This is a genomic window from Amycolatopsis aidingensis (assembly GCF_018885265.1).
GTDB classification, from domain to species: Bacteria; Actinomycetota; Actinomycetes; order Mycobacteriales; family Pseudonocardiaceae; genus Amycolatopsis; species Amycolatopsis aidingensis.
Genome location: NZ_CP076538.1, coordinates 5,189,165 through 5,212,287 on the forward strand (window position 1 = coordinate 5,189,165; position 23,123 = coordinate 5,212,287).

Here is a 23,123-nt window from a genome sequence, read left to right on the forward strand (position 1 = left end):
CATGGGCCGGTCAGCCCTTGATGCTTCCCGCGCTCAGTCCGGCGAGAATCTGTTTCTGGAACACGAGATAGACCGCGATCATCGGCAGGCTGGTCAGCACGAGCCCGGCGACCAGCAGGTTGAGCGGCATATCCGGGGCGATGCGCTGCAGCAGCACGCTCAACGTCTGGGTGGCGGGGTCCTGCAGCACCAGCAGCGGCCAGATGAAGTCCTTCCACGCGGTCACCACGGCGAAGATGGACACCACCGCGAGGATGGGCCGGGAGATCGGCAGCACGATCGTCCACAGGGTACGGACCGGCCCCGCACCGTCGATGGTCGCCGCCTCCAGCAACTCGTCCGGGATCTGGTCAAAGAAACGTTTCAGCACGAAGATGTTGAAGGCGTTCGCGGCCGCGGGCAGCCAGATTGCCGCGGGAGTGTTCAGCAGGTTGACCCCGAACAGCGGCACGTCGGACACCGTGAGGTAGGTCGGCACCAGCAGCGCCGTGGCCGGCAACATCAGTGTGCTGAGCATCATGCCGAGCACGAGATTCCCGAACCTCGGGCGGAGTTTGGACAGCGCGTAGGCCGCGGGCACGTCCACCGCCAGCTGGATCGCCCAGGCACCGCCTGCCACGATCACGGTGTTCAGCAGGTACTTGCCGAGGTCGATCTCCCGCCATGCGGTGGCGAAGGTCTCCGGGTGCCACTCGTTCGGAACCAGGGTCGGCGGCACCTGCGCCAGCTCCTCCGAGGACTTCATCGCCCCGGTTACCGCCCAGTAGAACGGGAAAAGGAAGGCGAACACGAAGGCGAGCAGGGTCAGCAGCAACACCGTCCAGTACACGGTCCGGCCGGTCCGGCTGCGCAGCTGCGTTGGCGAGACGAGGGTGCGTGCCGCGGTCATGACTCCCTCCTCGTGGTCAGTCGCAGGTACGCCGCGGAGAACACCCCGAGCGCGACGAACAGCAGCAGGCTCATCGCACTGGCCGAGCCGAAGTCGTTGTAGACGAAGGCGTAGCGGTACAGCAGCAGCAGAACCGTCACGGTCGAGTTGTCCGGGCCACCACCGGTCATCACGAAGGGCTCGGTGAAGACCTGCATGGTCGCTACGATCTGCAACAGCAACAACACCAGCAGGACGAAACGGGTCTGCGGAATGGTCACGTGCCGCAGCCGTTTCCAGATCCCGGCGCCGTCCAGCTCGGCGGCCTCGTACAGCTCACCGGGGATGGTCTGCAACGCGGCCAGGTAGATCAACGTCGTGGTGCCCATATTCGCCCAGGTCGCCACCAGCACCAGGGAAAGCATCGCGGTGTCACTGGAGTCCAGCCAGGACAGTGCGGGCAGACCGAGGGTGCCGAGCACCTCGTTGAACAGGCCGGGTCCGGGATCGTAGAACCACCGCCACAGCAACGCGGTGACCACCGGCGGCAGCATCACCGGCAGGTACACCACCAGCCGGAAGAAGGTCCTGGCGTGCCGCAGCTCGTTCAGCAGCACGGCGGTGAGGAACGGGATCGCGAAGCCGAGCAACAGGGCCAGGCCGGTGAACATCAGGGTGTTTCGCCAGGCCACGCCGAACAGCGGGTCGGAGAACAGCCGCTGGAAGTTCTCCAGCCCCACCCACTCCGGCGCGTCCACGAAGTTGACCTGCTGAAAACTCAGCAGCACGCCGCGCACGATCGGATACCAGGAGAACAGTGCGAAGCAGACCAGTGCCGCGCTGAGCAGGCCGTAGGCGGTGACGGTCCGTGGCAACGCCCGGCGCGGGCCCCGGTTACGCCTGCGTCCGGTGGACCGGCCGCGTGCGCCCTCCGGGGCCGCGCTGGGCTTAGCGGACCTGAGCAAGAATCGTGTTGACATCGGCTTCGGCATCGGCGAGGAGCTGGTCAAGGTCGGCTTGCTCGTCGGTGAGACAGGCCTGCATCACCGTGTCGAGCCGGGCATAGATCTGTTGCGCCTGCGGGGGTTCCAGGTACCCCTCGATCTCCTCCGATGCCGCCATGAAAGCCCGGTAGTTCTCGGCGGGGACGTTGGCGTGCTGCTCCTTGACCGCTTCCATCCGCTCCCTGACCTCGCCCCGCCAGATGTCCGGGGTGGGCGGGGTCGGCAGGCCGACCGGCTTGTCGGCCTCGGCGAACTCCTTGGCCTTGACCTCGAAGCGTTCCGGGTTCAGATACTTCCACTGGATCCACTTCAGCCCGGCCTCGATCTTCTCCGGCGAGGCCTTGGGATTGAACATGTAGCCCTCGCCGCCGATCAGGGTGCCCTTACCCTCCGGCATCGGCGCCAGGCCGTAGTCCGCGTAGTTCCCGTTGAACTGCTTGACCAGCGTGGGGATGTTGTCCGGGGCGGCAAGGTACATCCCGAGTTGTCCCGCGCCCATCATCCGTTGCACATCGGCGGCCTCGAGCAACTGCTTGCTGCCCATCGAGCCGTCGGTCCACCGCATGTCGTGCAGGTGCCGCAGGGCCGTGCGGCCGAGTTCGTTGTTGAAGCTCGCCTTCCAGGAACCGTCCTGCTCGCTGGCGAGCGAACCGCCGAGCGAGTTCATCCAGGCGCCAAAATGCCACCCGCCCTGGTTGTTCTTGCTGAGCTCGGCGAAACCGACGATCTCCTGGTCCAGCGCGGAGATCTTCCGCGCCGCCGTGCGCACCTCCGCCCAGGTCCGCGGTGGGTCGTCCGGGTCGAGCCCGGCCTGCTCGAACAGCGGCCGGTTGTAGAGCAGCCCCATCGAGTAGTTCGCCGTGGGCAGCCCGTACAGTTTGCCCTCCTCATCGCGGAAGACGTCCAGCAACTGCGGCTGGAGCGCATCCAGCTGCGGCAGGTCCTGCACGGCTTGGGTGATGTCGGCCGCCTGCCTCCGCGCGATAATCGTGGCCGGATCGGTGAAGTAGACGTAGAAGACGTCTTCGAGCTGCCCGCCGGCCAGCTTCGCCGAGAACTGCTCGACCTCCATGAACCCTTCCTTGGGCTGGATGTCGATATCCGGATGTGCTTCCTCGAACGCGGCCACGTCGGCGTCGAACAGCTTCCGCTCGAATGCCTGGGTCTGGGGCGGCTGCCCGTTGACCGTCACGATGATCTTGCCGTCCGGGCCCCGGCTGTCCGTCGAGCCGCCGCACGCGGCCGCCGTCAGGAACAGGCTGCCCACGAACAGGGCACCGAGCACCCGTCGGGCGTGGGGATTCGCCATCGGTCACCTCTTTCGCCGTCACGTGGCGTCGTTGCTGTGATGGCAGTCACCCTAAAGTGTCATACAGATCTCCGCAAGGTTTAGACGTAACTTTGCAAGAACGAGACAGACCCGACGGCTTCCACTCGATCGTGTATCGAACACATGAGCGACTACGCGGTACTGTGGGGTTGTGACCAGGACCTTCGGCATCGACACCTCCCGCATGAGCGAGGAGGAACTCCTGACCGCGCTGGGCGACCTCGAACAGCAGCGGCGGGCTCTGTATGCCCGGGAGCTGGCGGTCCTGGCCGAACTCGACGGCCGCGACACGGCCAGCCAGCAGGGCTACCGCGGCCTGCCGACCTTGACCCGGGAGATCCTGCGGATCAACGCCTACGACGCCCGCCAGCGCGTGGCGCACGCCCGGGCGGTCGTGCGGCGGCACGGCCCGGGCGGCATACCTTTGGAACCCGACCTGCCCGAGGTCGGTGCGGCGGCGGCCGAAGGAGCCATCGGGCCGGAACACATCGAGACCATCCGCGCCACCATCACCCGCTTCCCGCAGCCGATCAGCCTGCCCGACCGGGAACACGCCGAAGCGTTGTTGACCAAGGCGGCGCGGGAGTACGAACCCCACACCGTGTCCGCGCTGGGTAAAGAGATTCTGGCGCGGCTGGACCAGGACGGCACCCCACCCACGGAGGAGGAACTGGCCCGGCCGGAACGGTCCCTGGACTGGCGGGAGACCCGGGGTGGGCGGTTACGCGGCAGCTTCGACCTGGACGCGGAGACCGCGGCGGTGCTGACCGGGCTGATCGAACCGAGAGCGAAACCCTCCGGCACGAAAGAGGAGCCGGACCGTCGGAGCAGGTTCCAGCGCCAGGGGGACGCGTTCGCCGACGTGCTGCGCGTGGCAGCCGGATGCCCCGAAGAAGGACCCACCGAGGCCGGGGAACCCTTCACCGTCATGGTGACCATCACCCTCGACGACCTCAAGCACGGCACCGGATACGGGCTCCTGCACGGGCAGGAGTCCTACTCCGCCGCCCAAATCCGCCGGATGGCCTGCGACTCCTACCTCGTGCCCGCCGTCCTGGGCAGCAAGGGCGAGACCCTCGACATCGGACAACGCACCCGCACCGTACCCCTGGCCATCCGCAGAGCCTTGATCCTGCGCGACCGCGGATGCACCTTCCCCGGCTGCCGCAGAAAACCCAAACAATGCCAAGCCCACCACGTCATCCCCGTGCGCCATGAGGCGCGTGTTTGTCCGATCGGAGGTGAGAGACCTCCGGCGCTGGACCGTCACAGTGGTTCGGTGAAGCTGAGGGCAGCCTGATTCACGGGAATGGGTGGATTGAGGTGGCAAGCGGCCCTGACAAAGTCGAGTCGTGCCAGCACTGCCAGATGGTGCGGGCTCGGTGAGCGAGACGAGAAGGTATACGAATAGGAATCAGTGTCTGAGGCCTCGTTATGTGGAGCCGACTCGAAACCTGGCGGATCTGAGTCGGTATCGCAGTGCGCGTGAACCAAGTGAAGGGTGTAGCGCCCGCCTGGGATTGTATTCCTGGGTAGTCTGTGGAGAAAGTCTGTGGCGTATTCACAGGGGCTGCCGGGGTAAAGCTGAGTGCCTCACTCGTCGATCGGGAACACGTGAACATGGGAACCACCGCGAGCTTTCCATGCCTGGGCGCAATCCGGTGTCCCAGATGTGGATAGGTGCATTGCCCGCCGAGGGGCTCTGTGGTGGGGCGGAGTCGCCGTAGTACTCCGAGGGCGGGAAAACCGTCCGCATGGGGAAGGGCGACAGCGAATCGAGCAGGGAAGTTGGGGTAATGCCAGAAGAGGCCTCACCGGTGAACATCGGTGATCTGCTGCTGGTGCCGTTCACGGCAGGGCAGCGGGTACTGGGAATGCAGACGAAACTGCACCGTTGGGCGGCGGCCGATCCCGGTCGCCGGTTTGATGATCTCTACAACCTCGTGGCCGACCCCGCGTTCCTCGCCGTGGCGTGGGAGCGGGTGTCAGGGAACACCGGAGCACGCAGCGCGGGCGTCGATCGCCGAACGGTGCGGTCGATCACCGACTCGGCGCTGGGTGTGGTCGGGTTGTTGGAGGAAATCCGCGCCGATCTGAAAGCGCGGACGTTCCGTCCGCTCCCGGTCCGGGAACGACACATCCCCAAAGCCGGTGGGAAGACCCGTCGGCTGGGGATACCGACCGTGACCGATCGGGTCGTTCAAGCCTCGCTGAAGCTGGTCCTGGAACCGATCTTCGAGGCCGGGTTCCAGTCCTCCAGCTATGGTTTCCGGCCCAGGCGCCGGGCCCAGGATGCCATCGAAGAAATCCGCAAACATGCCCGTGAGGGCTACGAATGGGTCTTCGAGGGCGACATCACCGCCTGCTTCGACGAGATCGACCACACCGCCCTGATGGGTTTGGTGCGGCGACGCGTCAAGGACAAGCGGATTCTGGAACTCATCAAGGCGTTCCTGCACGCCGGAATCCTCAGCGAGGATGGTCCTGACCGGGACACCCATACCGGAACCCCGCAGGGCGGCATCCTGTCGCCTCTGCTGGCCAACATCGCCCTCTCCGAGCTGGACGACTATTTCCACCAGTTGTGGGAGAACCACAAGAACGCCACCAACCGGCAACGGCACCGTGAACGCGGCGGTGCGACGTTCCGCCTGACCCGATACGCCGACGACTTCGTCGTCATGGTCAACGGAACCCGGGAACACACGGAATCCTTGTGGGGCGAGATCGAGGCGATCCTGGCCGGGATCGGGCTACGGCTCGCACCCGAGAAAACCGGAATCGCCCACATCGACGAGGGGTTCGACTTCCTCGGGTTCCGCATCCAGCGGTATCGCCAATATGGAAGCGATCGGCGACTGATCTACACCCTCCCCTCGAAGAAGTCGATGACTTCGATCAAGCGGAAGATCAAGACAGTTACCAAACGGATCACCCATCAGGACGCGGACCAACTGTTCCGGCAACTCGGAACGATGACCCGCGGATGGGCCCAGTACTTCCGGCACGGCTCTTCCAGCAAGGCCTACCACCACCTGCAAGACTACCTGTGGTGGCGGGTCTGGGAATGGCTGAAGAACAAACACCCCCGTACCAGTAAACGGGACATCATAAACCGTTACTACAACCGGTGGTGGCCGGAATATAACGGTGTCGAACTATGGAGACCCACAACGATGACCATCCAACGTTATCGCTACCGAGGAAACCAAATCTCGACACCCTGGGACAAACCAGCCATAACGGCAACCTAACGGCGACTCGTGGAGAGCCGGATGCGGTGAAAGCCGCACGTCCGGTTCGGGGGAGCGGCATGGGGAAACGGCCCGGCGAAATCCGGACACCGCGCCCCATGCCGACTCCCACTGGGCTCACGGAGGGGCCACAGCGCTATACAACCTCACCCTGCTGTGCTGGTACCACCACAACCTCATCCACCACACCGACTGGTCAATGCGCATACGCAACGGACTACCCGAATTCATCCCACCAGCCTTTGTGGATCCGGAGCGAAGACCCAGACGCAACCTCCTCCACCACCAAGGAAAGGACGCATGAAGCACACCTACCTGGCGCCACGCCGAGTCAGTCATGAATGACGTTCCGCAAGGTCCTGGCTGATAACATTCCGCCGCGATGCGCCGGGGAGGGAGGACCCGAGTCATGAACGCCGCCATACCGGCTCGCCGATGGCCGCACCGCGCCGCCGTTCTGCTGCTCACGCTGCTGACCGGCACCGCCGTGCTCACCGCCTGTTCCGATGCGGATGAGGAGGCCGCCACGCGGTCGCTGGAATCCTTCCTCTCCGCGTGGCGGGAGGGCACGATTCCCGGGCACGAGGACGAGTACCAGCAACTCACCTCGGGGCTCGGCACCCGCACACCGGAGCTGCGGGCAGGTGAGGTCACCGTAGAAGGGGATACGGCGACCGCGCGGGTCGATGTCGCCTGGCCCCTCGCCCGAGAGGTGCGCTGGGAGTACCCCGTCACGGTGCAGCTGCGCCGGGCGGGCGAGGCCTGGCAGGTGGAGTGGTCACCGGCCACCGTGCAACCCGACCTCACCGCGGGCGACCGGCTGGTCAGCAGCCGCGGGGAGAGCACCCGCGCCCCGATCCTGGACGGCGCGGGAGAACCGATCACGGAGTCCCGGCCCGTTGTCGTCGTGGGGGTGCAGCCAAGCAAGGTCACCTCCGCCGAGCAGCTGGCCCGTGACCTCGGCTCCGCGCTCGCGGCCGATGGGGTGGACACCGGTGAACTGCCCGCCAGGATCGCCGAGGCCGCACCCGATGCGTTCGTCCCCGTCGTCACCCTCCGCAGGGAGCGCTACCTCGAGGTGAAGCCGGACATCCACCAGCTGCCCGGAACGGTGTTCCGGGAGGAGAGTCAGGTACTGGCCCCGACCAGGGACTTCGCCCGCGCCGCGCTCGGCACCGTCGACCCGGTCACCAAGGCGGACCTCGAAGCCGCCCCGGGCAAGTTCACCGTGGGCGGCCAGAAGGGGCACGGTGGCCTGCAGGAACACTACGACGAGCGGCTGCGCGGGGTGCGTGCGGTGACCGTGAGCCTGGCGAGTTCGGGCAAGGAACTGTTCCGCTCCCAGCCGAAGCCCGGTACCCCCGTGCACACCACTCTCGACCGGGCGGTGCAGAACGCGGCGGACGCCGCCATCGCGGACAGCACGAAGAAGGCCGCGATCGTCGCCATCCGGATCTCCGACGGGTCCGTGCTCGCTCTCGCCAACTCCCCGAGCGCGGGCGCGCAGAACCTCGCGCTGAACGCGCAGGTGCCACCCGGCTCCACCTTCAAGGTCGTCAGCGCGCTGACCCTGCTGGAATCGGGCGCGGTCGGGCTCGACTCCGCGGTCGACTGCCCGGCGACCGTGAACATCGAGGGCAGGGTGTTCAAAAACGCGTGGAACGGCGGTATCCCGGACGCGACCTTCCGCGAGGCCATCGCCGAGTCCTGCAACACGGCCTTCGCCCTGCTCGCGCCGAAACTCGGCCCGGAAGGGCTGGCAAACACCGCGAAGGCACTCGGTATCGGCAAACAATGGGATCTCGGCATCCCGGTCTACACCGGTTCGGTAGCCACGGACGGCAACGCCGTGCAACGGGCCGCGGCGGCCTTCGGCCAGGGCAGGACCGTGGTGAGCCCGATGTCGATGGCCGCGGCCACCGCGGGGGTGGCAAGCGGCCGGTGGCGGCAGCCCAGACTGATCACCGACCCGGCACCCGGCAAACCCGCACCGGACGGCCCGGAGCTGAACAAGGACGCCGTGACGAAGCTGCGCACCGGGCTACGTGAGGTGATCACCGGCGGCTCGGGCCGGGAGCTGAACTCGGTACCCGGCGAGCCGGTTTACGGCAAGACCGGAACCGCCGAGTACGGCACCGAAACACCCCCGCGCAGCCACAGCTGGTTCGTCGGCTGGCAGGGCGACCTGGCCGTCGCCACTCTGGTCGCGGACGGCGGCAACGATGTCAGCCTCGCGCTGACCGCGACCAAACGTTTCCTGGAACGCATGCCGGGGTAGGACAGACGGCCTGCCCTCGATCGTCGCAGGGCTCCCGGAATGTCAGCCCGCGGCGGGGACGCTGCGGGCGGACCGGCCGGAACCGAGCCCCCAGCTGATGATCCGCTCGGGATGGATCCGGATCACCGCGCGCGGCTGCTCGATGGCCTCGGCCCGGCCCCGGACCTCGACCCCACGCGGCCGCCACGGGTCCACACTCGCCAGGTCGTCCACCACGATCGCCGCCCGCCCGGTACGTGCCACATCCCGGAACTTCTTGGTGGCGGGCAGGTCGATCCCGCCGACCTCGAGCACGCCGTGCTCTTCGTCCACAGTCCAACCGACCGGGGCGACATGCGGCGAGCCGCCCGGCCCGACGGTGGCGATCCGGCCGAGGCGCTGACCGCGCAGGTAAGTGAGTTCCTCGCTGGTGAAGACGGACATGATCACTCCAGCTCGCATCGTGATCTTCTACGGTAGCGGATAACTACACATGGCGTGTAGTTTTTAAAGTACACACACTGAGAACTTCCAAGCAAGCCAGGGTGGGAGACGGACATGGCAAGAACCATCGAGGACCCGCGGAACGCACGCAGCAAACGCACCCGGGACGCGCTGCTCGATGCCACCAGGACGATCCTGGAAACCGAGGGCTTCGAGGCGCTGACCATGACCGCGGTGGCCGAACGGGCCCGCGTCACCCGGCGCGCCGTCTACCTGCATTTCAACTCGCGCAGCGAGCTGGTCAGCGCCCTGTTCGACTACCTGGCCGAACGGGAGGGGCTGGCGGAGTCGACCGACCCGATCCGGGACGCGCCCGACGCGGTGGCCGCGCTACGGGCCTGGGTCCGGCACCTCACCACCTACCACCCGCGGCTGATGACCGTGGACCGCGCGATCGAGCGCGTCCGGCACACCGACGCCGACGCGGCCCGGCACCGGGAGACCGTCACCGAGGCGCAGCTGGCCAACTGCCGGTTGCTGGCCGAACGGCTGGCTGCCGAGCACCGGCTCGCTCCGCCGTGGACCGTGCGCAGCGCCACCGACATGCTGTGGGGGCTCATCTCCACCGACCTGTTCGAGCGCATGCTGAGCGGTCGAGGGTGGTCGCAGCGCCGATTGGAAACACACTTGCTGGAGCTGTACCTGAGCACCTTCGTGCAGGATCCGCCGTCGATCGAGCGATCGCCCTCCGGCGAGTAGGCTGCCCGCACCGGAACGGGCACCGAGCGCGGGAGGCACAGTGGCCGAGGACGCCGACGTCATCGTGGTGGGAGCGGGCCTTGCCGGGCTGGTCGCGACCTACGAGCTCGCCAGGGCGGGGCGCAGGGTGCTGGTGGTCGACCAGGAGAACGAGGCCAATCTCGGCGCGCAGGCGTTCTGGTCGCTCGGCGGGCTGTTCCTGGTCGACAGCCCCGAGCAGCGCCGGATGGGCATCCGGGACTCGGCCGAGCTCGCACTCGCCGACTGGTTCGCCTCGGCCGGTTTCGACCGGGAGCGTGCGGACCACTGGCCCCGGCAATGGGCGCGGGCCTATGTGCACTTCGCCGCCGGGGAGAAGCGCCGCTACCTGCACGACCTCGGGCTGCGGCTGACGCCGACGGTGGGCTGGGCCGAGCGCGGCGCGGGTACCGCGACCGGGCACGGCAACTCCGTCCCCCGCTTCCACCTCACCTGGGGTACCGGCCCCGAGGTGGTGCGGGTTTTCCGCGAGCCGGTACTGGGTGCCGCCGAGCGCGGCCTGGTGGAGTTCCGGCACCGGCATCGGGTGGACGAACTGGTCATCGAGCAGGGCACGGTGGTGGGGGTGCGCGGCACCGTGCTCGCGCCCTGCACGCAGCCGCGCGGGGTGGCCTCCACCAGGGAGACCGCGGGCGAGTTCGAACTGCGGGCCCAGGCGGTGGTGCTGACCACCGGCGGCATCGGCGGCAACCACGAGCTGGTCCGGAAGAACTGGCCCACCGACCGGCTCGGCCCAGCGCCGGAGTCGATGACCACCGGGGTGCCCGCCCATGTGGACGGCCGGATGCTGGAGATCGCCGGCGCCGCGGGTGCCTCGGTGGTGAACTCCGACCGCATGTGGCATTACACCGAGGGCATCCGGAACTGGGACCCGGTCTGGCCGGACCACGCCATCCGGATCATCCCCGGCCCCTCCTCGCTGTGGCTGGACGCGACCGGGCGGCGGCTGCCCGCCCCGCTGTTCCCCGGGCACGACACTCTCGCCACGATGCGGCACATCCTGCACACCGGCTACGACTACAGCTGGTTCGTCCTCACCCGCGCGATCGTGGAGAAGGAGTTCGCCCTCTCCGGTTCGGAGCAGAACCCCGACCTCACCGGCAAGGACCTCAAGCTGGTGCTGTCCAGGGTGCGCAAGGGCGCGCCCGCGCCGATCCAGGCCTTCCTCGATCAGGGCGCGGACTTCGTGGTGCGCTCCAACCTGCGCGAGCTGGTCGAGGGAATGAATGCGATAGCCCCCGGCCCAACCATCGAGTACGAGCAGGTGGAACGGGAGATCCTGGCGCGGGACCGGGAGACCGGCAACGGCTACTCCAAGGACCTGCAGCTGATGGCCGTCAACAATGCCCGCGCCTACTGGCCGGACCGGATCACCAGGGTCGCCAAGCCGCACCGGCTGCTGGATCCGGCGCACGGGCCGCTGATCGCCGTGCGCCTGCACCTGCTCACCCGCAAGACGCTCGGCGGGCTGGAGACCGACCTCGAATCCCGGGTGATCCGTCCCGACGGGACTCCCTTCCCCGGCCTGTACGCGGCCGGGGAGGTCGCCGGGTTCGGCGGCGGCGGGGTACACGGGTACAACGCACTGGAGGGCACCTTCCTCGGCGGGTGCATCTTCTCCGGCCGCGCCGCGGGCCGTGCCCTTGACCGGCAGCTGAGCTGAGTCGATCACGAAGGGATCACCATGTCCGCTCGCCCGAACCCCGGCCGCAACTCCACCCTGGCCAACATCATCCTGTGGGTCCTGCAGGTGCTGCTGGCCGCCGAGTTCCTCTACAGCGGGTACCTGCTGTTCTCCGGCGGCGACACCGTGGACACCTTCGAGCAGCTCGGGCTCGGCCAGTGGCTGCGCTACCTGACCGGCGTACTGGAGGTGGCCGGGGCGATCGGCCTGCTCATCCCCCGCCTGGCCGGGCTGGCCGCGCTCGGACTGGCCGGGGTGATGGTGGGCGCCACCGCCACCGAGATCTTCGTGCTCGCGGACGGCAACCCGGTGCTGCCGCTGTTGCTGCTCGTCCTCTCCGCGGCCGTGGCCTGGTTCCGCCGTGCGAGCATCCTGGCGCTGCTCGGGCGCGGCGGAACCACGGCCTGAACACAGCGGTTCAGCGCCGTACGCGGTAGCGAAGGTGGGTCACCCCGGTGCCCTCGACGACCGCCGGGTCATCCAGCTGGATCGGCGCTGAGGCCAGGTTCGGGAAGAACGGTACCCCCGAGCCGAGCACGGCCGGGATCAGATCGACCGAGATCTCGTCGAGCAGCCCCTGGTCCAGGCACTGCCGGGTGATGTCCGGGCTGGCGACGGCGACCCACTTGCCCGGCGCGGCCGCCCGCGCCCGCTCCACCGCCTTCGCCACCCCGTCGGTGACGAAGGTGATGTGCTCACCCTCCTCCGGCCAGTCCTCCGGCACCTTGTGGGTGACCACGAAGACCGGCACGCCCATCGGGTGCCTGCCGCCCCAGCCGCCAGCCAGGTCGAAGCTCCGCCTGCCGGACACCAGCGCGCCCAGGTTGCCGAACACCTCGCGCAGCAGCTCCGCGCTGGCGGCCGAGGTACGGAAGGAGGCATCCGCCCCGGGCAGCGGAACCTCCACGTCCCCGTTGCCGAACCAGCCGAAGAGCTGCTGGATGCCGTCCGAGCGGTCGGCGACGAACCCGTCCAGCGACATGGACATATTGGCGATGACCTTACTCATGGTGTTCCTCCGTTTGCCGGTAGTGCGTCTGCTCCTTCCGAGCCTCGCGGTCCACGGCCGAAACAACATCGGCCAGGTGGCAGAGGTGTCAGACTGTGCTGGCCATGAACGAGCCGAACCCCATGACCAGGGCTGTGACCTTCCTGGTCGCCGACCTCGACCCCACCGCGGACTGGGTGGCCGCGGTCCTCACCGTGCACGGCTGCCACCGGTCGTGGCGGCAGCCCGCGGGCGGCGCGGTCGCCGTATTCGCCGAGCCCGGCCGCGCCCTGGCCGCGGCCGGGCAGCTGCGCGCCACCGCCGGACACGATCCGGCGCTGCGTTCCCGGTTACGGATCGCCCTGCATCTCGGTACCGAGGACGGTCCGGGGGCACGCCGCTGCGCGGGGCTGTGGGCGCTGGCCAACGGCGGCCAGACGCTGCTGTCCGCCGCCGCGGCCGACGCCATCGAGCCGGACCTTCCGGAGGGGACCGCGCTGCACGACCTCGGCAGCCACCGGTTGCACGACCTGTCCGCACCGGAGCGGGTCTTCGAACTACGCGCAGCAGGCGGCGCCGGATCGCTGCCGCTGCGCTCCATCGACCGGGTACCGAACAACCTCCCCGTTCAGCTGACCGGTTTCGTCGGCAGGGACGTCGAACTCGGTGCGGTGCGGACCCGGCTCGCCGGTGAGCGCCTGCTGACCCTGACCGGACCCGGTGGCTGCGGCAAGACCAGGCTGGCCGCACGCGCCGCCGCGGAGTCGGCCGACCGGTGGCCGGACGGGGTGTGGTGGGTCGAACTGGGCACCCTGACCGATCCGGCGCTGGTGGCCGAGACGATCGCCACCGCCACCGGCGTCCTGGCCGAACCAGGGCAGGGCGCGGCCCGGTCACTGGCCCGGCAGCTGCGGGACCGCCGGATGCTGCTGTGCCTCGACAACTGCGAGCACCTGCTGGAGGGCGCCGCGGACACGACGGACGAGCTGCTGCGCAGCTGCCCGGAGGTCGCGGTGCTGGCCACCAGCAGGGAACCACTCGGCGTGCAGGGGGAGGCGGTATGGCCGGTGCCGCCGATGGCCGAGAAGGAGGCTCGTTCGCTGTTCGTGGAGCGGGCCAGGCTGGTGCTGCCCTCCTTCACTCCGGATGCCGATGCCGCGGCCGCGGTGGACACGATCTGCCTGCGCCTGGACGGCATCCCGCTGGCCATCGAGCTGGCGGCGGCCTGGCTGCGCACGCTCAGCCCGCGGCAGATCGCCGAAGGGCTGGACGACCGCTTCGCCCTGCTGGTCCGCGGGCCGCGCGGCGCCGTACCACGGCAGCAGACCCTCGCCACCTCGATCGCCTGGAGCCACGAGCTGCTGACCGAGCAGGAACGGCTGGTGTTCCGGCGGCTGGCGGTGTTCCCCTCCGGCTGCACCCTGGCCGCGGCCCGCGCGGTCTGCGCCTGCCCTGAGCTCGAACCCGGCGCGGTGCTTGGCGTCCTCGCCCGGCTGGTGGACAAATCGCTGGTGCTCACCGAGACGATGCGGGACCGGGCGCGCTACCGGATGCTGGAGACCATCCGCGAGTACGCCGCCGAGCGGCTGCGTGAGGCAGGCGAAGTCGAGTCCACACGGGACCGCCACCTGGACCACTACCTCGCCGCGGCCGAGGAGGCCGAGCCGGAACGGGACCAGGACAAGGAGGCCTGGCGGCAGCGGATGGAGGCCGAGTACGGGAACCTGCGTGCCGCGCTGGAATGGGGCCTGGCCGCGGCGGATCCCGAGCGCGGCCGCAGGCTCGCCGCGCAGCTACCGTGGTTGTGGCATGTGCACCGGCACGGCCACGAGGGGATCCGGTTCCTGCAGCACGCGGTCGGGCGCGCGCCAGCGGACCGCTCGCCGCTACAGGCCCGGCTGCTGACCGGCATCGCGCTGGTCGCGGACACCGCGAGCCCGCTGGACCTGGAGTTCGACGCCGCCCAGCGGGCGCTGGAGATCGCCACCGAACTCGGCGAGGAGCGGCTGCGCTGCCTCCCGCTCGCGCTCTCGGCGGTCGGCCAGTTCTACACCGACTTCGCGGCCGGCCTCGCGCTGAACGAGGAAGCCCTGCGCTCGGCCACCGCCGCGGGCGACGCCTTCGGCCGGAACTCCTACCTCGCGCTCCGCGGCATCATCCTGCACCTGCGCGACCAGCACGAGGAGGCGCAGGAACTGATGCGGCAGGCCGTCACCGGCCTGCTGCCGCGGGGTGATCGCGGAGTGGCGGCCACCGTGCTCGGGTTCCGGGCCGTCGGGGCGCTGTGCACGGGCAGCCCGAAACAGGCACGGGAACTGGCCGAAGAGGGGGTGGCGGTGGCCGAACCGCTGGCCGACTATCACCGGGTCGGCTCCTCGCGCAGCGTGCTCGCGCTGGTGCACGGGCTGACCGGGGATGCCGCGGGCGGGCTGCGGCTGCTCGACCCGGTGCTCCGGCTGGTCGAGGGAGCGCGCAGCGAGGTGTTCGTGCCCGGGATGGCCAGGGTGCTGGGCATCCTGCACCACCGGCAGGGCGAGCACGCCGAGGCGGTGCGGTGGCTGGAGCAGGAGGCATGGTCCACCGACCGGGGCGCGGCCACCTACCTCGCGGCGCAGGCCCGGCCCGCGCTGGGCGAGGCGTTGCGGCAGCTCGGCCGGGCCGAGCAGGCACGGCGGGTGCTCGACGAGGCCGTAGCGCTGGCCAGGACGCTGGGGATGCCACGAGCGCTGGCCGACGCGCTGGACCAGCAGGGGCACCTCGCCGCGGCCGAGGATCCGGACCGGGCGCTGGAACTGCACCACGAAGCCCTCGGGCTGCGCGTCGAGCATGGGCTGAGTACGCAGTACACCGAGAGCCTCGACGCGCTCGCCGTACTGGCTGCCCGCCGCGGGGAGGCGGCGGAGGCGGCGCGGGTGCTGGCCGCGAGCTCGCGGGCGCGGGCCGATCTCGGCTTCCCGCGCTCCCCCACCGAGGACCGGGCGCACGAGCGGGTGGCCACCACGCTGCGGCAGACGCTGGGCGAGCGTGCGTTCGCCGAGGCCGGGGCCCGCGGTGCCGAGCTCGATCTCGCCGAGGCCGTGACCTATGTCCGGCGGGCCCGTGGGCCGAGGGACCGACCGTCCGCGGGGTGGGCGAGCCTGACGCCCACCGAGCTGGAGGTGGTCCGGCTCGCCGTGGACGGCCTGAACAACCCGGAGATCGGCAGCAGGCTGTTCATGAGCCGGGGCACGGTCAAGACGCATCTGTCCCACGTGTACGCCAAGCTGGGCGTGACCAACCGCACCGAGCTGGCCACGCTGGCTTCCAAGGAGAACCTTCCGGGGTGAGCGCGGGCACCCCACCCCGGAAGGTCGATTCAGGACAGTCCGGCCCAGAAGCCGCAGTGGTGCTCATCGGTGAGGGTCACCGGCCGGATACCGCCCGCACCAGGCGCGAGGGACAACACCGTGGCGGCACGCGCCTTCGGCCAGTGCGGCAGGCCCGGTGCGTTCGGGTCACCCCGCCAGGCGAAGCCGGCCCAGTAGTCGACCATCGTCGCGGCCAGCTCCCGCTGCGCCGGGGTGAAGCTCACCGGCTCGATATCGAACAGGTACGGCAGCTCGGCGGCATGGAAGGCGCCTGCCGGGAAGTCCGCCGGGATCGGATAGTTGCCGTGCGGGGCGTTCCGGTCGGCGAACTCGTAGGCATAGACCGGTACCCGTGCGGCGAGCATCCGCTCGTCGGTCAGCTGCGGGCAGGAGTACACCCGGTCGGTGGTGACCGCGGCCAGCGCCAGGGCGGGTGAGCCGAAGTCGCTCGCCGGGTACCGCGCCGCCACCGTATCCGCCCGGTCGCCGAAGGCCTCGCCGAGCAGCTGCCGGTACTGTGCCCGGTCGAAGGAGGATGGCAGGAAGGCGGCGCTCAGCCTGCCCTCATCCCTGGTCCGGCCGGACAGCACCGGCATACGGTGGAACCAGCCCGCCGCCAGCGCGCGGTCCGGGCGCCAGGGCAGGGTCCGGTTGCCGTAGGTCACCGGGGTGAGCACGGGGCCGGTCTCCTCCTGCCGCACCCGTTCCGCGGGCAGCCTGCGCAGGCAGTCCGCCGCGCTCGCCGGGTCCGTGCAACCGAGTTCCGCCGCCAGCTCCCGCCCGCGTGCCTCCGCCTGTTCCCTCGGTATCCAGGGCGAGCCCGCGGTAACGCCGGGCGCGATACCGTGCCGTGGCCAGGTGGATGAACAGGATCCACTCTGGATGATGGCGCGGTGGAACAGCCCGCGGGCGCGTGGCGAGACCAGCTGGGCGCACACGTCGTGCCCGCCGCCGGACTCACCGAACAGGGTGACGTTACCGGGATCCCCGCCGAAGGCCGCGGCGTTGCGCCGGACCCAGCGCAGGGCCGCCTGCTGGTCCTGCAACCCGTAGCTGCCCGAGTCGCGCAGCGCGGGATGCCCCAGGAATCCGAACACACCAAGCCGGTAGCTCACCGTGACCACCACGACGTCCCCACCGACCGCGAGCCGGTGCGGGTCGAACTCGCTCGCTTTCCCGTAGCTGTTGCCGCCGCCGTGCAGCCACACCATGACCGGCTTGCGCTGCCCGCGCTGCGCCGGGCGCGGAGTGGTCACGTTCAGGTACAGGCAGTCCTCGTTCAGGCTGGGCCGCTGGCCACCCGCTCCCTGCGCGCAGCGCTCGGCAGGCCGGGTCGCATCCCGCGGCGGCCAGCTCCACCGGCGCGGCGGCCGGGGCGCCCGCCAGCGCAGCTCCCCCACCGGCGGGGCGGCGAACGGGATGCCCTGGAAGGTCCGGTACTCCGGGTGCACGGTGCCGCGAACCGGGCCGGAGCCGGTCCACACCACCGCGCCGCTGGCCTGCGCCGGGGCGGCCTCGGCCACTCCGGCCGAGCCGAGCCCCACCGTGGCGACCACGGCGGCCACCATCACCCGCCCGAGCAGCCTCGGCCTGCTGCTGATCGATCTCGACATGGTGCTCTCCTCGACACGTGGAAGTGACCGCGGATGAGCATTGACGCACCGGATGCCGGGAACATCGGCCAGGTGGCCGAGGCTGCCAGGCTCAGCCGTGCGCGATGTCGACCACCACGTTGCGCACCTGGCTCCGCTCGTCGACGAGTGTGAAGGCCCGCATCGGCCGCTCGGAGCGGGCGCCGATGGCGAAGGTGGACTGGCCCTCGAAGGAACCCGCGAACCGCACCGCACTCAGCGCGGACCATTCGGAAAGCTGGTCGGCGGTGTAGAAGTACTCCCCGGTGGTGGCCAGCACCTCGCCCTGGCCGCGGAAGCCCTCCGCCGGAGCCCGCACGATCACCTTCAGCGCGGCCCCACCGGCGACCGGGAGCGGCTTGCCGGAGCCCTCCGCGTGCACCGTCGGCACGTACCGCACGTCGAAGCCGACCCGCTGGGTACCGTCCACATCGAACACCACCCGGTCGAAGCATTCATGCCTGCCGATCCGGACCTGGAAAACTTCCTGGCTCGACCTGCCCTCCAGCACATCGGGCCGGGTGTTCCACCCCTCGGTCACCGCGCAGCCCGGTTGCCCCTGCGGCAGTTGCCCTTGTGGCGGGGTGCTCGTGGTGGCCCGTGTGGTGTCCGGTGCCGCTGAAGTTGTCGTGGTGGTTGTGGTTGCCGTTGTGGTCGGGGGCGGAGTAGTGGTCGATTCCTGCCCGCCAGCACCCTGCGGACTGTCCTGGCCGCAGGACGTGGTCAGCGCGAACGCGGCGACCACGGCCAGCACGCCAGCCGTACGCATGCGTAACCTCCTCTCGCCTGAGTTCGCCCACCCCGAATACCCACCACCCCCGAACCCCACACCGTGTTTGCTCTCCACGCGCACGTGTTTGCCGTTCCCGCGCACGCTTTGGCCGCCCACGCGCATGCTTTGGCCGTTCCCGCGCATCGTGTTGGCCGCTCAGGTAACCGTGTTGGCCGGTGACGAGCCTGTGGCTGGGTTTCAAGCACGCCTCCGGCGCGCCGCGGGGCACTGGCGCTCCACACATCACCACTAGCAGGGCTGGTTGCTAGCGCCAGCACCCCACGGGACGAGCACCGTCCCCCGACCCGACAGGCATTCAGTGTCGAACACGCATTCGAGTGAATACCAGCGGGTAGTCATTCACGCGGGGAATTCTTGTCGGTCCCGTCGATACAATTATGGGTATGGACAGACACAGTTCTGATCCGCACACGGATCCCCCAGAAGACGCACTCACCACACTCGACGCCTTGGAGGCCAACGAACGCGCCATCGCCCGGCTGGAAGCGCGGCGGGTGCTGCTGGTGGCCGACCTCGCCCACGACGGGGACGAACGGGTCTCGCTGGTGACCGAGATCGCCGGACGGCTGTACTGGACCCGGCACCGAGTCGAGGAAGCCCTGGCGCTGGGGCAGCACCTTACCCGGTTGCCGAACACCCTGGCCGCGTTCCGCGAGGGCCGGATTGATCAGGAGAAGGTGAAAGCGGTGGTGGAACCCACCGCGGTCCTCACCGACCACCAGGCCCGCGAGGTGGATGAGCGGATGGGCGACAAACTGGAGCGCAAGGACCGGACGAGTTTGCGGCGGTCGGTGCGCTACCAGGTGCTGGCCGTGGACCCGGACGGGGCGGCGCGGCGCACCCGGGCCCGGCGGGCACAACGATCCCTGGAACTCATCCATCAGGAGGATGGGGTGTCCAGCCTCATGGCCGATCTGCCCACCGAGGTCGCCACGGCGATCTACGCACGCTGCGACCGGGCCGCCCGACGGATGCGGAAAGAAGGCGACAGCCGCACCCTGGAACAACTACGGGCAGACGTGTTCGCCGACCTCGCCCTGCGGGAACAGGGTGAGATCCGGGCGCCGCGGACGGAGGTGTACCTGTACTTCGCCGCCAGCTCCCTACTCGGACTGGACGAGCAGCCGGGATACCTGGCCGGGCACGGGCACATCCCGGCATCACTAGCGCGGGAGCTGGCCACCCACCCCGACAGCGTCTGGCGACGGTTGCTGACCGACCCGGCCACCGGACACCCCACCGACCTCGGACGCACCCGGTACCGGCCCCCGGCGGCACTGGATGAGTTCGTACGGGTACGAGACCGGGAATGCCAGGGCATCGGGTGCCACCGGCCCTCCCAGCAATGCCAGAACGACCACACCACCGACTGGGCCCAGGGCGGAGGCACCAACGAAGAAGAGCTGGTCGGGTACTGCGAACGCGACCACCACCTCAAGGACCTGCCGGGATGGAAATACGAGGTGATCGACGGCATACCCACCATCACCACACCCCACGGAGACATCCACCAAAGCCCCGCGAACCACTCCACGAACCCCTCACCCCAGACAACGACAAACCACCCTTCTGAAGACCTTCTAGCCGGCAGAATCCGCGCCGGCCGGACGACGGAATGGCACCTTACGACTCTCGAGGCGGACTTGTGGTCCGCATCACCTAGCAGGCCACCTGATGTCCACAGTGGCCAGACAGTCGCACGAAAGAATTGATCAGAGCGACGATGGATGAGTTATCTATGCAACCATCTCGACAGATCGATGGACACGAGAAAAGTGATTAAATCACTGTCACCGGTCATCAGGTTGAGATTTTACGAACAAAAATACATCCCCGTCGCCCGTTCACGAACGCAGCTCGCAGGAGCCCCTGGTAACGAATCCGAAAAGGTGTCACGAGCCGCGACAGCACGTGCGCGATCCGTGAAAACGGACACGGATAACACCCGGACTAGGCCGTTCGACGCATTATCGCTAATCCGATTGACGCATCTATACCAAGTTGTAAACGTTGACCGATCAAGTATACCGGCTAGCTGACCAGGGATTCTAACGTGGTGTGACGCACCCATATATCGAGCGAAGCCGGGGGCTCGGAAAAGAATTCCGGAAACACGAGACAAGATCGTGGGCTTTGGGTACATTGCGTCAGATGCAGGGGTCACTGGGGTTGGTCCACATAGGCGTGGGCGCTCGTGCCGAAGAAAGGCACGTATGACGGCATCTCTTGTTGTCCTCGGTACGGGTTCGCTGGCGAACGCAACCTGCGATGCGCTCGCCACCGTGGCGGACGAGCCGACCGAGGTCCATGTGCTCGGCCGCGCGCCGCACAAGGTCCAGCAGCTCAGCTACCTCGCGGGCACGCGGGCACGGCTCGCGGGCAGGCCAGTGACCTTCCACCCCGTACCGGTGGGTACGGAGCCGGTCGAGAACAACCTCACCGAACTGCTCGGCGAACTGCGCCCGCACGGCGTGTTCGTCTGCGCCTCCCCGCAGAGTCCATGGGAACGCCTCACCGCCCCTTCGGCCTGGACAGAACTGCTGGAACGCGCCGGATTCGGGATCACGCTGCCACTGCACGCGGACCTCGCGGCACGCGCGGGGCGGGCCATCCGCGCCACCAGCCCGGGCACCTGGCTGGTGAACGCCTGCTTCCCGGACGCCGTCAATCCCGTGCTGACCGCGCTGGACATCCCCGTCCTGTGCGGTATCGGCAACGTCGGGACCCTGGCCGCCTCGCTCCAGGCCGCCTGGCACCTACCGGACCAGACGAGGATGCAGCTGCTCGCCCACCACGCGCACCTGCATCCCCCACCCGGACCGGAGCAGGAGGCAATGGCCTGGGTGGACGGTCACCGCACCCCCGGACTCACCGAACTGCTGGCCACCCAGCGCGCCACGAACCGCGAAGCGCTCAACCGGATCACCGGCTACACCGCGGCGGTCCTGCTGAACGCCTTGCTCACCGGAGCCGAACTCGCCACCCATGTACCCGGGCCCCTTGGCCATCCCGGTGGTTATCCGGTGCGCGTGCGCGAGGGCATAGTTTCCCTGCGGCTACCGCCGGGCCTCACCGAGGCCGAGGCGATCGCGGTCAACCAGCGCGCCGCCCGGCGGGACGGCGTGCGGATTCTCGGGGACGAGATCCACTTCGAACCCGATTGCAGGGCCGCGCTGGCAGGCCCACTTCCCGAACTGGCCGACGGATTCGGCGTCACCACGCTGAACCACGCCGGCGCGGCTTTGCTCGAGCTACGCACCGAACTGCGCAGCCGACCTCATCCCCACCACCGAAGGGACGCTGATGACCTCAGAGCCCGCAACGATCGAAGCAGCCGAGATGAACACGCTCGCCCCACCGGCGATGTCCGGGAACCTGCTGACCGACTTCACTGAACTCCTGCCGCGGGCGATCGCCGAATGCGTGGCCGACCCGGCCCCGGTCACCGGTGACCCGGCCAGGTTCTCCCCCGGGTTCGAGCTACCGCCACCGGACGCGGGCATCCAGCGCCTCTACGCCGCCGCCACCGCGCGATGGTGGCCGCTCGGTGAGTACGCGGGCCACCGGCTGACCCTGCTCGACCTGGCAGGCAACCCGGGAACCCACACCACCAAGACCTTCGCCTCACTGCTCATCGTGGCACGCGCGATCGGGTACATCCGCCGCACCGGCGAACCGATCACCATCTTCTCCCCCACCTCGGCGAACAAGGGCACGGCGCTGCGGGACGCGGTGCTGCGGGCGATCGAGGCCGAGCTGGTGACGCCGGAACAGCTGCGGGTGGTGATCCTGGCGCCGGAATCCTCCCGGGACAAACTGCGGGCAGGCCGGATGTGCACCGACCCCACCTTGCGCGAGCTCAACCCGCTGCTGCTGCACCGGGGCATACCCCCGGAGTCGGTGAAGCAGCTCGGCAGGCAGTTCGCCGACACCTACGCCCCCAGGCTCAAGCAAGGCGGCCGGAATCTCTGGTACTCCCTCGACCTGGCGAACTACCTGGTCGCCGACACCGCCCGCGCGTTCTTCGAGCACGCGGTGGATCCCACCGATCCCGCAAGCGCACCGCGCTGGCACGCGCACGCGGTGTCCAGCGCGTTCGGCATGCTCGGCTATCACCACGGCCGTGCTGTGCTGGAGGGCGCGGGGCTCGCCACCCCGGCCAGCAGGCCCGCCACGCTGCTGGTGCAGCACCTTGCCACCGCGGACATGGTGCTCTCCCTGTGCACCGGCGGCTTCGAACGGGAAGGGCTGCCCCGCTACTCCGCCGAGGCCGGGACCGGCCTGCACCGGCAGGACGGCAAGACCGACCCGCATTTCCCTGCCACCACCTGCGATCCGGACGAGGTACTCGACCCGACCTTCTACACCAGGCGGCCCGCGACCTCACCCGCGATGAACGAGCTGATCGGCCGGTTCGGCGGGGACGGGATCGTGGTGTCCCTGCACGAATGCCTGCACCGGTACCCGGAAATCCGGGCCAGGCTGGCCGGGCACGAGCGCGAACTCCCCGCCGACGTACGCAAGCTCCGCGAGTGGTCCCTCGTGATGGCCATGACCGGGGTGCTGAACGCCGTGGACCGCGGACTGGTCACCCCCGGCGCGGACATCGTGGTGCACGGATCGGGCTGGTACTCCACCGACGAGTACCGGCCGCCGGGGGAATCCGAGACCACCACGGTGGACAATGTGGACGATATCGCGGCAGCGGTCATCGGCTGAGCACGA

The 23,123-nt window shown here is 69.0% G+C and carries 17 protein-coding genes; 10 read left to right on the plus strand and 7 right to left on the minus strand.

The window, feature by feature from the left end:
- Positions 1 to 10: 10 nt before the first annotated feature.
- The 3 genes from KOI47_RS23665 to KOI47_RS23675 are packed head-to-tail and all read right to left on the minus strand — an operon-like array spanning position 11 to position 3,181.
- Positions 11 to 889 carry a carbohydrate ABC transporter permease gene (locus KOI47_RS23665; protein ID WP_216207503.1) on the minus strand — a complete coding sequence of 293 codons (879 nt, stop codon included), beginning with the start codon at positions 887 to 889 and terminating at the stop codon, positions 11 to 13.
- Positions 886 to 1,860, minus strand: coding sequence for a carbohydrate ABC transporter permease (locus KOI47_RS23670; RefSeq protein ID WP_408629845.1), 975 nt, complete (start codon positions 1,858 to 1,860; stop codon positions 886 to 888). The genes KOI47_RS23665 and KOI47_RS23670 overlap by 4 nt, the downstream gene beginning before the upstream one ends.
- Entirely contained in the window at positions 1,817 to 3,181 is a 1,365-nt protein-coding gene (locus tag KOI47_RS23675) for an ABC transporter substrate-binding protein (RefSeq protein WP_216207510.1), read from the minus strand. Before KOI47_RS23675 ends, KOI47_RS23670 begins: the two co-directional genes overlap by 44 nt.
- Before the next feature lie 172 nt (positions 3,182 to 3,353).
- On the opposite strand from KOI47_RS23675, the gene KOI47_RS23680 reads away from it, so the two are divergent.
- From KOI47_RS23680 to KOI47_RS23690, 3 genes are all read left to right on the plus strand, one after another.
- The gene (locus KOI47_RS23680) at positions 3,354 to 4,502 is read left to right on the plus strand and encodes an HNH endonuclease signature motif containing protein (RefSeq protein ID WP_216207513.1); all 1,149 of its coding nucleotides are present in this window, start codon (positions 3,354 to 3,356) and stop codon (positions 4,500 to 4,502) included.
- Between the two features lie 454 nt (positions 4,503 to 4,956).
- Complete coding sequence (ltrA, locus tag KOI47_RS23685) at positions 4,957 to 6,456, plus strand: group II intron reverse transcriptase/maturase (RefSeq protein ID WP_216207516.1); 1,500 nt, start codon at positions 4,957 to 4,959, stop codon at positions 6,454 to 6,456.
- A 409-nt stretch (positions 6,457 to 6,865) separates the two neighbouring features.
- Positions 6,866 to 8,734, plus strand: a complete 1,869-nt coding sequence (locus tag KOI47_RS23690; RefSeq protein ID WP_216207518.1) for a penicillin-binding transpeptidase domain-containing protein — start codon at positions 6,866 to 6,868, stop codon at positions 8,732 to 8,734.
- A 42-nt stretch (positions 8,735 to 8,776) separates the two neighbouring features.
- On the opposite strand, the gene KOI47_RS23695 is transcribed toward KOI47_RS23690, so the two are convergent.
- A complete protein-coding gene (locus KOI47_RS23695) occupies positions 8,777 to 9,157 on the minus strand; it encodes a PPOX class F420-dependent oxidoreductase (protein WP_216207521.1) in 381 nt (126 codons plus the stop codon).
- A gap of 114 nt (positions 9,158 to 9,271) precedes the next feature.
- Here KOI47_RS23695 and KOI47_RS23700 point away from each other — a divergent pair, with 114 nt between their 5' ends.
- The 3 genes from KOI47_RS23700 to KOI47_RS23710 are packed head-to-tail and all read left to right on the plus strand — an operon-like array spanning position 9,272 to position 12,047.
- Positions 9,272 to 9,916, plus strand: a complete 645-nt coding sequence (locus KOI47_RS23700) for a TetR/AcrR family transcriptional regulator (RefSeq protein ID WP_216207523.1) — start codon at positions 9,272 to 9,274, stop codon at positions 9,914 to 9,916.
- Between the two features lie 40 nt (positions 9,917 to 9,956).
- Entirely contained in the window at positions 9,957 to 11,618 is a 1,662-nt protein-coding gene (locus KOI47_RS23705; protein WP_216207526.1) for an FAD-binding dehydrogenase, read from the plus strand.
- Between the two features lie 21 nt (positions 11,619 to 11,639).
- Positions 11,640 to 12,047: a DoxX family protein gene (locus KOI47_RS23710; protein ID WP_216207528.1), complete on the plus strand. Its 408-nt coding sequence runs from the start codon at positions 11,640 to 11,642 to the stop codon at positions 12,045 to 12,047.
- Positions 12,048 to 12,057: 10 nt separating this feature from the next.
- On the opposite strand, the gene KOI47_RS23715 is transcribed toward KOI47_RS23710, so the two are convergent.
- Positions 12,058 to 12,648, minus strand: coding sequence for a dihydrofolate reductase family protein (locus tag KOI47_RS23715; protein ID WP_216207530.1), 591 nt, complete (start codon positions 12,646 to 12,648; stop codon positions 12,058 to 12,060).
- 104 nt (positions 12,649 to 12,752) lie between these two features.
- On the opposite strand from KOI47_RS23715, the gene KOI47_RS23720 reads away from it, so the two are divergent.
- A complete protein-coding gene (locus tag KOI47_RS23720; RefSeq protein WP_232376198.1) occupies positions 12,753 to 15,953 on the plus strand; it encodes a helix-turn-helix transcriptional regulator in 3,201 nt (1,066 codons plus the stop codon).
- A 29-nt stretch (positions 15,954 to 15,982) separates the two neighbouring features.
- On the opposite strand, the gene KOI47_RS23725 is transcribed toward KOI47_RS23720, so the two are convergent.
- Both KOI47_RS23725 and KOI47_RS23730 read right to left on the minus strand, forming a co-directional pair.
- Positions 15,983 to 17,587, minus strand: coding sequence for a carboxylesterase/lipase family protein (locus KOI47_RS23725; protein ID WP_216207534.1), 1,605 nt, complete (start codon positions 17,585 to 17,587; stop codon positions 15,983 to 15,985).
- 91 nt (positions 17,588 to 17,678) lie between these two features.
- On the minus strand, positions 17,679 to 18,374 hold the full coding sequence (locus KOI47_RS23730; protein WP_216207538.1) for an AMIN-like domain-containing (lipo)protein: 696 nt from the start codon (positions 18,372 to 18,374) through the stop codon (positions 17,679 to 17,681).
- Between the two features lie 407 nt (positions 18,375 to 18,781).
- On the opposite strand from KOI47_RS23730, the gene KOI47_RS23735 reads away from it, so the two are divergent.
- The 3 genes from KOI47_RS23735 (at position 18,782) to KOI47_RS23745 (ending at position 23,117) form a co-directional block, all read left to right on the plus strand.
- The gene (locus KOI47_RS23735; protein WP_216207540.1) at positions 18,782 to 20,110 is read left to right on the plus strand and encodes a DUF222 domain-containing protein; all 1,329 of its coding nucleotides are present in this window, start codon (positions 18,782 to 18,784) and stop codon (positions 20,108 to 20,110) included.
- A gap of 501 nt (positions 20,111 to 20,611) precedes the next feature.
- Positions 20,612 to 21,793, plus strand: coding sequence for a hypothetical protein (locus KOI47_RS23740; RefSeq protein WP_216207545.1), 1,182 nt, complete (start codon positions 20,612 to 20,614; stop codon positions 21,791 to 21,793).
- Positions 21,738 to 23,117, plus strand: coding sequence for a DUF6002 family protein (locus tag KOI47_RS23745; protein ID WP_216207547.1), 1,380 nt, complete (start codon positions 21,738 to 21,740; stop codon positions 23,115 to 23,117). The genes KOI47_RS23740 and KOI47_RS23745 overlap by 56 nt, the downstream gene beginning before the upstream one ends.
- The last annotated feature ends 6 nt before the right edge of the window (positions 23,118 to 23,123 follow it).